General features: G+C 62.0%; 9 protein-coding genes. 8 read left to right on the forward strand and 1 reads right to left on the reverse strand.

Annotation, left to right across the window (positions count from 1 at the left end; genetic code table 11):
- The first annotated feature begins 243 nt into the window (after nucleotides 1-243).
- Nucleotides 244-4,881, forward strand: a complete 4,638-nt coding sequence (locus ACYVRZ_RS05855; RefSeq protein ID WP_461225569.1) for a KxYKxGKxW signal peptide domain-containing protein — start codon at nucleotides 244-246, stop codon at nucleotides 4,879-4,881.
- Nucleotides 4,882-5,037: 156 nt separating this feature from the next.
- On the opposite strand, the gene ACYVRZ_RS05860 is transcribed toward ACYVRZ_RS05855, so the two are convergent.
- The gene (locus ACYVRZ_RS05860; protein WP_461225571.1) at nucleotides 5,038-5,271 is read right to left on the reverse strand and encodes a phosphoribosylaminoimidazole carboxylase; all 234 of its coding nucleotides are present in this window, start codon (nucleotides 5,269-5,271) and stop codon (nucleotides 5,038-5,040) included.
- 500 nt (nucleotides 5,272-5,771) lie between these two features.
- Between ACYVRZ_RS05860 and ACYVRZ_RS05865 the strand changes: the two genes are divergently transcribed.
- The 7 genes from ACYVRZ_RS05865 (at nucleotide 5,772) to ACYVRZ_RS05895 (ending at nucleotide 12,006) form a co-directional block, all read left to right on the forward strand.
- Nucleotides 5,772-6,542: a TatD family hydrolase gene (locus tag ACYVRZ_RS05865; RefSeq protein WP_461225573.1), complete on the forward strand. Its 771-nt coding sequence runs from the start codon at nucleotides 5,772-5,774 to the stop codon at nucleotides 6,540-6,542.
- Nucleotides 6,543-6,716: 174 nt separating this feature from the next.
- Nucleotides 6,717-7,283 (forward strand): ribonuclease M5, encoded by a 567-nt coding sequence (gene rnmV / locus ACYVRZ_RS05870; RefSeq protein ID WP_461225575.1) that lies wholly within the window; start codon nucleotides 6,717-6,719, stop codon nucleotides 7,281-7,283.
- Complete coding sequence (gene rsmA / locus ACYVRZ_RS05875; RefSeq protein WP_461225577.1) at nucleotides 7,276-8,154, forward strand: 16S rRNA (adenine(1518)-N(6)/adenine(1519)-N(6))-dimethyltransferase RsmA; 879 nt, start codon at nucleotides 7,276-7,278, stop codon at nucleotides 8,152-8,154. Before rnmV ends, rsmA begins: the two co-directional genes overlap by 8 nt.
- A 134-nt stretch (nucleotides 8,155-8,288) precedes the next feature.
- Nucleotides 8,289-8,540, forward strand: coding sequence for a Veg family protein (locus ACYVRZ_RS05880; protein WP_262315595.1), 252 nt, complete (start codon nucleotides 8,289-8,291; stop codon nucleotides 8,538-8,540).
- Nucleotides 8,541-9,666: 1,126 nt separating this feature from the next.
- Nucleotides 9,667-10,035 carry a GntR family transcriptional regulator gene (locus ACYVRZ_RS05885; RefSeq protein WP_461225579.1) on the forward strand — a complete coding sequence of 123 codons (369 nt, stop codon included), beginning with the start codon at nucleotides 9,667-9,669 and terminating at the stop codon, nucleotides 10,033-10,035.
- Entirely contained in the window at nucleotides 10,032-10,925 is an 894-nt protein-coding gene (locus ACYVRZ_RS05890; RefSeq protein WP_461225581.1) for an ATP-binding cassette domain-containing protein, read from the forward strand. The genes ACYVRZ_RS05885 and ACYVRZ_RS05890 overlap by 4 nt, the downstream gene beginning before the upstream one ends.
- Nucleotides 10,918-12,006: a hypothetical protein gene (locus ACYVRZ_RS05895; protein WP_461225583.1), complete on the forward strand. Its 1,089-nt coding sequence runs from the start codon at nucleotides 10,918-10,920 to the stop codon at nucleotides 12,004-12,006. Before ACYVRZ_RS05890 ends, ACYVRZ_RS05895 begins: the two co-directional genes overlap by 8 nt.
- Nucleotides 12,007-12,091 lie beyond the last annotated feature (85 nt).

Genomic DNA, 12,091 nt, shown 5'->3' on the forward strand with positions numbered 1-12,091 from the left:
ACAGACTCGCGAGAGCCACCGCAGATTGCGGTGGCTTTTTTGGTTTACCCAAAAAATATTTGAGAATATGAATTGAACAAGGCGTGAATACGCATCCTGACGAATGAAAACGGACATTTTCATCAATTAATATTTACAAATCGTGACGTTTTTCCGGTGTGGTCACATGCTATTATTTTTCTGATATAGGCAATGGTGTTAATCGTTAAGACGGGCAGCGACGAGGATTTGGGAGGCACACGAATGGCAAAGTACGAGCAAGACAGGGCAAAGATGATGGCGGCCACGGCACAGCGGCGGCTGCGCTTCAAGTTGTACAAGGCTGGGGGCCAGTGGGTGATCGCCGGCATCGCGGCAGTGACGCTGGGGCTGGCGGTCGGCGGTCAGCCGGTGCAGGCCGCGGCGACCACCGACGCAACTGGCAGCGTGGTGGCGACCGCCGGTGAGGCCGGCAGTGCGGCCGCGTCTGCCAGCGACGAGGGCATCGCGGCGGTGGCGCCGAACGCGGTAACCGCGACCGGAACCGAGACCGCCGTAACCGCCACAACCGTAACCGGAACCACCACAACCGGAACCGAGACCACCACGAAGGCGACCGCAACCCAAGGCGAAACCGAGCGTGCAACGGTCAGCGTGAGCGGCACCACCGCCGGCGACGCCACAGGGGCGACTGCCGCGACCGAGGCCCCGGCTGCCTCGGCTGATGTGACTGCGACCACTGCGCCGGCGCCCGTGGCCGCTGAGACCGCGACCGCCGAGCCGAGTGACCCGCCGACCGACGCGGCGCAGTCTTACCGCGTCGAGTACGTGAACGTGACCAAGAACACCGGTAACAACGCGGTCTTGGCGACCGTCGAGGGCAACGCGGCGGATGGGCCTTACCAGGTCGACCTGAAGGCGGCCGGCTTGGATCCAGAGAAGTACGAGCTGGCCGATGCGCAGCCGACCAGCCTCGACGTTGCGGCGGCTGGCACGTACCAGGTTCAGGTGCAGGACAAAACCGTGGTGCTCGACGAACCGCTGGTGGTCACCACCACGATTCACTACGTTGCGGCCGAGGCCGGGGACAACTTCTCGGATTACGATTTCGTGGCAGCAGGTGGGTTCAGCAAGCTTGCAGATAACCCGGTTGTGGCCGATCCCGCCGTCGTGACCGAGGAATTCACCGTCACCTGGGATCTGGCGAGAGACGAAGGCGTGTGGTACGAACCCAAGGCGCTTTTCCCGGCCGTCACGTCGCCGACGGTTGACGGGATGGTCCCGGCCGTGGCGACCTACCCGACGGGCGACCTGCGGATGGGCGGCCACAACTACGCGACTGGAGACATGGACATCTACGTGCCGTACCACCGGGTTGGGGACAAAGAGACGCTCACCTACGCGGCCCCGACCATTGACCCGGATGACGCGGCGGCAGGCATCGTGCGGTACCGCTTCATCGACCTTGATAATGGCGGCGACGAGGTCGCCACTTACATCGGCCACGCGACGGGCTTTTTCAGCCGCCCGGACATGCTGACTTACGGCGCCGACGGGGTGGCCATGGGCGGTGTGATTGCGGAGCTGGCGGCGCTTTACGACTACGACCCGGCCGGCTTTGCGGCGGAAGGTGGCAAGGCCAACGGGCTGAACGAGGACGGGACGGCCGCCCAAGGCGAGGTGATTGACGGCGAAGTGGCCGCCGGCAGCCAGATCACCATTGAGCTGCGGCACCGGCACAAAACGGGTGCGGTGCTTTTCACGCAGGTTGTCCATTTTAAAGATGCGGATGGCAACATCGTCGCCCCCGACCAACAATGGAACCTGGGCTGGGACACGGACACCGACCTGGTTCGCGACTTCGGCTCCAAGCGCCACAACGGCACGTATGCCCCGACCTACACCCCGATGGGCGAGACGGGGCAAAAGGAGCGGCCCATCCAACAAATTGCCGGCACGATCTCGACCATCGATGGCGTGGCGACCACCGAGCTGGCGGCCGTGTCGTACCTCGATGAAAACGGCATCCCGCACGACGCGCCGGAGGTCACGGTGGTGTACGACAACCATCCCTACACGATTGAATTCTTCTACACCAACGACCGCGGCCACCAGGTGGTTGAGGGCAAGCCGTACCTCGGTCAGGCCAAGGACGGCACCTACCAGATCGACCTGGCCGATGCCGGGCTGGACCCGGCGCAGTACGAGCTGAGCGACCCGGCCACCACGAGCATCACGGTGGCGGCCGATCAGACCTACCGGATTGAGGTCAAGCACCGGACGCAACTCCTGACGGACGACCCGTTGGTGACGCACCGGCCGGTTCGCTACGTCCGGGCCGACGACGAAAGCGTCGAGGTCGCACCGGGCTTTGTGATCGACCAGACCTACTTCAAGGAGGTCGACCTGGTGACCGGCACCGTGGTGATGTATCACCTGCAAAATCCCATTTTGGACCGGCCGAATCCGCAGGTCGCAGGGATGGTGGCGGAGCAGCCGAATCTCTTGGAAATCGAGGCGCAAGACGGAGACACGAGCTGGGCCCCGTCAGTGGATCTACCGCCGATTGTCATCCGGTACGACGCGCAGCCTTACACCATCGAGTTTGTCTTCGATAACGGGGCAGGCGTAACCGCACCGGTGGGGACCGCACACCTTGGCTCCGCCATTTTCGACGAAGGGACATACAAGATCGACCTGGCCGACGGTGGCCTGGACACCAGCATTTACCAGCTGGTCGATCCCGACACCACCAGCATTGACGTGGCGGCGGGGCAGACCTACCAGGTGATGGTCAAGCACCCAACCGCACTTCAGCCGGATAAGGCCATCACGACGCACCGGATCGTTCACTACCAACGGGCGGATACGCACGAAAAACTGCTGGATGACCGGGAAATCACGTTCACCTACATTCCGGAAGTCGATTTGATTGGCGGGTGGATTTTGAAGTGGCACCGCCAGGCGGATTTGCCGGATGTCACCTCGCCGGTCATTCCGGGTTACGTTGCAGACATTCCTGCCCTGAACTTGATGGAGCTGAACTCCGAAACCATCACGATGCAGCCGCTACTGATCCAACCAGAGGTCACGGTCACCTACACCCCAGATGTGCAAAAAGCCTCGGTCTACTTCGTCGGCAAAGGCGGGGCCCCGCTGGTGGCGCCCATGCAGATCGAAGGCGCCGGCGGCAGCGCGGTGGCCCACACCCAGTTCGTCGCCACCATCCAAAAACTGATCAGCGACGGCTACAACCTGGTCGCCGACGGCACGGTTGGCGCGACCTTCGACAAGGACCCAGCCACCGATCAGTACTTCGTCGTCAAGTTCGAGGCGGTGACGCCGATTGCCGGCCTTCCAGGCGGCGGCGTTCACGCCTACCAAAAGGCCCAGGTGCCAGACGTTGCGCCGAGCGTGACGAAGGAGAACTACTACAATAAATTGATTCCGGGGACGCCGGGTAACGGCATTCGCGTTTACCAGAAGATCCAAGTGCCGGATGTTGCGCCGAGTGTGACAGAGGAAGACTACTACAACAACCTGACGCCAGGACAGCCGGCAGACGGCGTCCATGTCTACCAGAAGACCCAGGTACCGGATGTTGCGCCAACGGTGACAGAGGAAGACTACTACAACAACCTGACACCCGGACAGCCAGCGGATGGCATCCGCGTCTACAAGAAGACCCAGGTGCCAGACGTTGCGCCGAGCGTGACCGAGGCAGACTACTACAACAACCAGACCCCGGGCAAACCGGCAGATGGCGTTCACGTCTACAAGAAGACGCAGGTGCCGGACGTTGCGCCAACGGTGACCGAGGAAGCCTACTATAACAACCAGACCCCGGGTACACCGGCGGATGGCATCCATGTCTACAAGAAGGCCCAGGTGCCGGATGTTGCGCCAACGGTGACCGAGGCAGACTACTACAACAACCAGACACCAGGACAGCCGGCAGATGGCATCCACGTCTACGAGAAGGATCAAGTGCCAGACGTTGCGCCGAGCGTGACCGAGGAAGCCTACTATAACAACCAGACCCCGGGCGAACCGGCGGATGGCATTCACGTCTACGAGAAGACCCAGGTACCGGATGTTGCGCCGAGTGTGACCGAGGCAGACTACTACAACAACCAGACACCAGGCGAACCGGCGGATGGCATCCACGTCTACGAGAAGGATCAAGTGCCAGACGTTGCGCCGAGCGTGACCGAGGAAGCCTACTATAACAACCAGACCCCGGGCGAACCGGCGGATGGCATTCACGTCTACGAGAAGACCCAGGTACCGGATGTTGCGCCGAGTGTGACCGAGGCAGATTACTACAATAATCAGGTTCCAGGCGAACTGGACGCAGGTGTTCAGGTTCGCAACCAGGTGCCGGATGCTGCGCCAACGGTGACGGGGGAGGATTACTACAACAACCTGCTTCCGGGTGAGCTTGACGCAGGCGTTCGGGCCCGATTCCAGGTGCCGGACGCTGCGCCAACGGTGACGGGGGAAGACTACTACAACAACCAGATTCCGGGTGAGCTTGACGCAGGCGTTCGGGTCCAAAACCAGGTGCCGGACGTTGCGCCAAGCGTGACGAAGACCGGCTACTACGATCACCGCACGACGACGCCGGCGGTGACGCCGCTGACCGCAGGCAAGCAGCCGACCACCGGCGCCGGGACGGCGACTTCGACCACCCCGGCCAGCCTGCCGGTGACCGGACCGCGGAACGGCGCGGCGACCCCTGCCACGCTGGCGCCAACCGCGGCCGCAGCGGCCCAAGCAACGGGGCAGCTGCCGCAAACCGGCGAAACCACCCGCAGTGCATTGGCACTGGCCGGTGTTGGGCTTTTGAGCCTGTTAGGTCTGGCCGCGCTGGCCGAACGCAAGCGCCTGGCCGGCAAGTAGTAGCCGAGAATGAATTAGCAACGTTGACCGGTGGTTGGAACCGCCGGTCGAAACATGAAACACTGGCTTTGAACTGAGGAACGCGGTGCGTCGCAGTAGACGCACCGCGTTTTTGCATCAATCAAAAAAAGCTGCCACTGGCAGCTTTTCGCGTGATTACGGCATGTTGTTCGGCGCCGTCTCGAACATCGGGTAGGTGGCAAGCGCCGTCAGGTCGGTGTCCAAAGGCACCGTGTAGGACATGTAGTGGATATGCGCCGGGCTACCCTGGCGCAGCTCGGCAAGCTTGGCCGCCGCCCGGTCGTGATCGGCGCTGGCGAAAATGACCTCGATGACGCTGTGGTGGTCGAGGTCCGTGTAAGCTCGCACGATCAAATCAACAGTAGACATGAATGCTCCTCCATATCAATTCTTACGAATACATTATATCAGACTGGTTAGCTGTGGGTGTCGTTGCAGGTGAAAAAATTGGGCGGAAGCGGAATTGTGACCAAGCTGACTTGTGCCAGGGATGCGAAACCTGGGGCATAACCCGCCCCAACGCCGGCGCCAGGCTACCCGTCCCGCTAAATCGCGCTTTTCCACCCTCTAAACGGGTTCCAAAGCGCAACGCGGGAGCGGCTAGCTACGCACCGTCGCTGGGGCATAACCCGCCCCAACGCCAGCGCTAGGCTACCCGTCCCGCTAAATCGCGCTTTTCCACCCTCTAAACGGGTTCCACCGCGCAACGCGAACGCGTCCAGCTAGGTCAGACACTCGAAGCAAAGCCCGCTTCAAGCGTCTGACCTACGCTAGCCGGTTCGCTAAATACGCTCGGTTCCACCCTCTGTTTGTTCCTCCCCTCAACTCCGCGTATACTGGATAGGAATGATTGGAAAGGACGACGTCACATGGAGATCTTTGATTCACACACGCATTTGAACGACACGCCTTACGCCGGGGAGGAGGCGGCCTACGTCGCAACCGCCGCGTCGCTGGGCGTCACCGAGATGGCCATTGTGGGGTCGGACACGGCGCTTAACGCCGGCGCGATGGCACTGGCCGCGCGTTTTCCCAACCTTTACGCGATTGTCGGCTGGCATCCTGAGTCCAGCAAGGATTACACCCAGGCGGCCGAGGACCTGATGATCACGCAGCTGGCTTCGGCCAAAACGGTAGCGCTGGGCGAAATCGGCCTGGATTACCACTGGGACACCAGCCCCCGCGAGATTCAGCGCCGCGTTTTTCGGCGGCAGCTGGCGATTGCGCGTGACCTGCACATCCCGGTGTCGATTCACTCGCGCGACGCGTTCGAAGACACCTACGACATTTTGAAGGCCGCTCACCTCGAAGACTTCGGCGGCATCATGCACAGCTTCACCGGCGATGGGGAATGGGCGCGGAAGTTTCTGGACCTGGGGATGTACGTGTCGTTTTCCGGCATCGTCAGCTTCAAAAACGCGCCGGAGGAACACGAAAGCGTTCAGCTGATCCCCGAAGACCGGCTGCTGGTCGAAACCGATGCGCCGTACCTGACGCCGGTACCCTACCGCGGCAAGCCGAACCAGCCGGGCTACACCCGCTACGTGGTCGAGGCCGTCGCCAAGTGGCGCGAGGACGCCCCGGAACACATCGCGGCGATCACCCGGGCCAATGCGCATCGGGTGTTCGGGCTGAAGTAGCCCGGCACAGGCGCCGCCGTTTGCCAGCGGCGGTCGTTCGGCAGCCGCAGACCATCGCCGCAGTCGGCAGCCATAGTCGCCACAACCGCACGTTGGCGGCCGCAGACCACCGCCGCAGCCGCGCCACCACCCATGGACACGCACCGGCCCAGCCGGCGCAGGAAAGGATTTTTCGTGACAGCATTCAAGCAAGTGATCGTGGTCGAGGGCCGCGACGACACCAAGCGCCTGTTTGAGGCGTTCGGGCCGATTGACACCATCGAGACCCGCGGCAGCGCGATTTCCAAGGAGACCCTGGCGCTGATCGCCAAGGCCCAGGCCACCCGCGGGGTGATCGTGCTGACCGATCCCGATTTTCCGGGGGAAAAAATTCGCAAGACCATCAGCCGCGCGGTGCCAGGCGTCACCCACGCCTTTTTGCCCCGTGGCGAGGCCGTGCCGGACGGGCAGGGGTCGCTCGGCGTGGAACACGCGACGCCGGCTTCTTTGAAAAAGGCGCTGGCGCATCTGGTGACCGAGCAGACCGACGCGCCGGAGCTGATTCCCCAAGGCGACCTGCTGGTGGCCGGGCTGATCGGCGGCGCCGGCTCGCGCCACCGCCGGGAGCGGCTCGGCGAGCTTTTGCACATCGGCTACACCAACGGCAAGCAGCTGCAAAAGCGCCTGGCGCAGTTTCAGATCACGCCGGCCGCCTTCGCCGAGGCGCTGGCCCAACTCAACTCGGAGGACATTTATGCCTGAACACATCGCAACCCCAGCTCGCACCAACGACATCCTGCGCCGCCACGGCTTTCGCTTCAAGAAGAGCCTCGGCCAAAACTTCCTGACCAACCCCAAGATTCTGGCCAACATCGTGGCCGCCGGTGAGGTCGGGCAAGACGACGACGTGATCGAAATCGGCCCCGGCATCGGCGCGTTGACCGAGTTTTTGGCCGAAGCCGCCCATCGGGTGCTGGCGCTTGAGATCGACCCGCGGCTTTTGCCGGTTTTGGCCGAGACCCTGGCGCCTTACGCCAACGTCGACGTGGTCGAGGCCGACGTGCTGAAGGCCGACTTGGCGACGTTGATCGCCGACCATTTTGACGGTCAGCATCGCGTCAAGGTCGTCGCCAACCTGCCGTACTACATCACGACGCCGATTCTGATGCACCTGATCGACACGCCGATCGACTTCGCCAGCATCACCGTCATGATGCAAAAAGAGGTGGCCGCTCGCCTGACGGCCCAGCCCAACAGCAAGGATTACGGCAGCCTGTCGATCGGCGTCCAGCAGAACATGGACGTCGCCGTGGCCTTCACCGTCAGCCGCACCGCCTTCGTGCCGGCGCCGAACGTCGACTCGGCGATCGTCACGCTGCGCCGGCGCGAGCAGCCGCTGGTGGCGGTGGCCGACCAGGCGGCGTTCGACAAGTTGGTTCGCGGCAGTTTTGTCGCCAGACGCAAAACTTTGTGGAATAATTTGACCAATCTTTTCGGTAAGGACGAGGTGACCAAAGCCAAGCTCACCGCGGCTTTGGCGGCTGTTGACGTCGCCCCGAACAACCGTGCGGAGCAGCTGTCGATCGCCACATTCGCCGCTTTGACCGATGCCCTGGCCGCCGCCGGGCTCTGAGCCGCATTTTTTGATGAGAAATCGGTTAAAAGTGCGTCACAGCGCGGTTCAAAGAGTTGCAGACAAGAACTTTGAATGGTATAATTGCAAATTTCTTGTGTTCGTGCTATAATCTTTTGTAAGAGGTGAAGTGCATGCCCATTACATTAGCAAGCATCAAGCAACAACTCGATAAAAAAATCGGGGAGAATTTGACCGTCGTTGCCCAAGCGGGTCGCAAGAAAGTGACCCGTCGCAAGGGAACCCTCAAAGAAACTTACCCAGCAATTTTCGTGGTCGACCTTGATCAAGACGAGAATTCTTTCGAGCGGGTATCCTACAGTTATGCAGACCTCCTCACCAAATCGATTCAGATCAAGTTTGATGACGAAGAAAAGGCTTCTTAGAAAGACGAACTGGGTGTCGTCTTTTTTTGTGCCCAGAGCGCAGGCCGGCGTCGTTAGCGAACCGAGTAGCGCTGCACCACGGCTCGAAGCGGGTTATGCTTCGAGGCGTGGCGCAAGCTAATCGAGTTCGCGTTGCCGGCCGCAGCTCGACGATGCCCAGAGCGCAGCAGGCCGCTCCCGCGTCGCGCTTCGCAGCGCGACGTGCCCAGAGCGCAGGCCGGAGGCGCTAGCGAACCGAGTAGCTTGCGTTGCTGGCAGAAGCAGGCCAACCGAGTTGAATGACGACAGGGCGGCGTGAAGTTGACAAGACTTCGCGCCGCCCTTTGCGTTGGCCCAACCGCGATGCCCCATTTCAGGACGCACCAAATCCGCCGGCGGGAAGTACCCCATCAGCGGATCTGGGCGTTGTGGTCACGTGGGTGTCGACAAGGCGTTGGGTGGCCAGACTCCTGCCCCAGCACGACGCTGCAGCGCCGCGCCGGGGCCAAAACCAGGTCCCGCACCTGTCCGGCACCGGCTGGCAGACCTAGATCTGCCTGGCGGTGCCGCCGTCCCAGGCCGCGCTTGTGGTTCGCGGGGGCTGGGGTCGTACCCTCCTGACTCAGGACTGCGCCGTGCGGTGACATCCACACGCCTGAGCAGGCGGTCGTGCTTTGAATCTCAAACAGGTTACGCCGCCTGAGCCAGCACACCTTCCGGGCCGCCGGAATGGTTTGGTCGTGCTGGCCGGTACGCGTCCCGGCCGCCTCGCCCGCCCGCAGCTACCTCCGTACTTGGAGTTGGGCGTTTGATAACACTGCAACCGGTTATCCACTACGATTAATGATTCCCGCCCACTCTAATGCGACGGGTTCCACTGATATCATCGATGACGGGGCCGGGCTGGGGCCTGGTCTGCGTGAGGTAGCGTGGCGCTTGCCACTGGATCGCCGCCGAAGAAGGGTTTGTCACGGTGGCCGGCCACCGACCCCTATCCTAGTGATCACTTGAGTTTAGCTTATCAGGTAAGCGGTTACCTGGCAAATTTTAAGCTCGGACTGCCGCTTTTTTTCTCGGGGCTTGTTTTCGTTGGTGTACTGTGTATAATAGTACACGTAATACAAAAGCGGTTCGAGGAGGCAGTCTCATGGATGATGCGCGGTTCACGCACCTCGCTTACTACCAGCGGCTGGTGCTGCAGATCAAGCAACAAGTCACGGCCGGCATCCTGGCACCGGGCGAGAAGCTGCCGTCGGTGAGGGAGATGGCCAAGCGAAGTCAGCTCAACCCCAACACGGTGGCCAAGGCCTACAAGCAGTTGGAGGCAGACCGGGTGGTGGAGGTCCGACCGGGGCTGGGGTCGTTCATCGCGGCCGGGCAAAAGGCGCCGCAGCAGGCCGAGGTGGCGGCGCTGCACCAGCGCTTCGCCGCCTTGATGGTCGCCATTCAGGCGGCCGGGGTCGACCAGGCGACGGTGCAACAATGGGTAATGGAAGAAATGGGGCATGAATCATGAAGTTAACGGTTGAGCATTTGACCAAGCGCATCGCCGGGCGGCCGGTGTTGCAAGACGTCGGGTTCGCCTGGCAGCCGGGTGAGATCATCGGGTTGGTCGGCGAGAACGGGGCCGGCAAAACCACGTTGATGCGAACGCTGATCAATCAGTACCTGCCGGATGGCGGCACCGTCGCAGTGGATGGTCGGGACCTCGCAACCGCACCGGGGCAGCGGGCCGACCTGATTTACATCGATCCCAGCCAGGTGTTTTTCGCTGGCAACACGCTGGCCGCCATCGTGGCCGATTACGCGCTGGCTTATCCGGGCTTTGACCGCCAGCACTTCTTCGCCGCGGCTGCCGATTACGACCTAGCACCAAGACAGCGCTTCCGCGAGCTGTCCAAGGGCTACCAGGCGGTGGTGGTCGTGCTGCTGAGCCTGTGCAGCAACGCGCCGTTCGTGATGCTGGACGAGCCGTTCGACGGGCTGGACCTGTTCATTCGCGAGGCGATTGTCTCGCTGGTCGTCGACGCCGTGGCCGACGGCAAGCGCGGCCTGTTGATCGCGTCGCACAACCTGCAGGAGCTCGACGGCATCGCCGACCGGATCCTTTTTCTCAAGCGCCACACCATCAGCCACGACTACCGGCTGGAGGACGTGCGGGAGAAGGCGGTCAAGCTGCAGCTGGTGTTCAAAACGCCCGAGCTGCCGGCCCTGATTCGCGAGAACGGCCGCATTCTCAACGTGCAAGGCCGCGTGGTGACGGTGCTGTTCGTCGATTACACCGCCGCACTGGACCGCCAGCTGCGGGACCTCGCGCCGGTTTACATGGAGCAGCGGCCGCTTGACTTGACCGACCTGTTCAGAAGCGAGTTCGACCACATGCAAGGAGGGCTTGAACATGCGTGAAATTCTCAGGTTGTACGGGCGGCGCTACCGCTGGTTGATCGTGGCGCTGTTCGCGGTGGCGGCCATCACCACCGGCACCATGGTGTCCGACGCGGTCGAATCCTACCACGAGGCCAGAACCAACATGGTGTCGCAAAAGACCTACAACAAGGAACTGGCCAAGGACTTGGCCAAAAACAAGGGCAAGGTTTACAAGGAGGTGTCTTACGCGCAATTCGTGCAAGACACGCTGAACGTCTACCAAGACGAGCTGCCCAAGGGCGACCACACGCCGATGCTGCCGCAAAGCGTCGGTAACCTCGGGGTCAACACGCTTTACCTCTTCGCCGCCTTCGTGTTCGGCCTGGTGCTGGCCGGCTGGGACCATTTCGGCAAGTTCGACCGCTTCGTGCTCGGCACCCGCTTCGCTCGCCGCAAGCTCTACTGGGGCAAGGTCGGCCTCGGCGCCGCCGCGGTGCTTGGCAGCGTGATTGTCGGCCAGGCGATTATGATGGGTGGCCTTTACGCCAACATTCCGGTCCAGTACATCAACACCACCGGCCTTGAGATTTTTGGCCTGCTTTTGTACGACGCCGTAGCGGCGCTGGCGACCTACGTCGTCGCCACCACGCTTGCGATGTTCGCCGGGCGGCTGTGGCAGGTCGGGGCGGTCACGGTCATCCTGCTGTGGACGGTGACCGCAACCTTCTGCAATCTCCAGGGGCTATACGCGCAGCTGGTGGATCACGTCAGCTACAACAGCTTCGGCGGGGCGTTGGCCACGCCGGGGCGGTTCTACTGGCCGACGCTGGTCGCAATGGCGTTGCTGGCCGGAGGGCTGGCTTGGGTCGGGGCCTGGGGCTTCACCCACTTGTCGCTGGAGCACGACGCGGCGGTGCTGGTGCGACCGCTTCAGGTGGTGTTCAGCGCCTTGGCCGTTTTGTACGGCTTCGGCTTTGGCATCAGTTGGTCGCGCTACGGTTACTTCGAGTTCGCCAACAGCCTGGGGATGCCGCTGGTGGTGCTGGCGCTGTGCCTGCTGTGGTGGTTCTGGCCGCAGCTTTCGCAGTGGCGCCGGGCCCGGGCCCAAAAGCTGGCGTGACAGATTCTGGAAAGCATTTTTACAAATGTTGAATCCTTTTACCAAGATATACACGTTACAATAGAACCATATTAAGGCAATGGTA

The organism is Lacticaseibacillus suihuaensis (assembly GCF_054785075.1).

Bases quoted from the DNA above. Each gene is read 5' to 3' on its own strand.
- ACYVRZ_RS05855 (WP_461225569.1), top strand. From the start codon at position 244: ATGGCAAAGTACGAGCAAGACAGGGCAAAGATGATGGCGGCCACGGCA.
- ACYVRZ_RS05860 (WP_461225571.1), bottom strand. From the start codon at position 5,271: ATGTCTACTGTTGATTTGATCGTGCGAGCTTACACGGACCTCGACCAC.
- ACYVRZ_RS05865 (WP_461225573.1), top strand. From the start codon at position 5,772: ATGGAGATCTTTGATTCACACACGCATTTGAACGACACGCCTTACGCC.
- rsmA (WP_461225577.1), top strand. From the start codon at position 7,276: ATGCCTGAACACATCGCAACCCCAGCTCGCACCAACGACATCCTGCGC.
- ACYVRZ_RS05880 (WP_262315595.1), top strand. From the start codon at position 8,289: ATGCCCATTACATTAGCAAGCATCAAGCAACAACTCGATAAAAAAATC.
- ACYVRZ_RS05885 (WP_461225579.1), top strand. From the start codon at position 9,667: ATGGATGATGCGCGGTTCACGCACCTCGCTTACTACCAGCGGCTGGTG.
- ACYVRZ_RS05890 (WP_461225581.1), top strand. From the start codon at position 10,032: ATGAAGTTAACGGTTGAGCATTTGACCAAGCGCATCGCCGGGCGGCCG.
- ACYVRZ_RS05895 (WP_461225583.1), top strand. From the start codon at position 10,918: ATGCGTGAAATTCTCAGGTTGTACGGGCGGCGCTACCGCTGGTTGATC.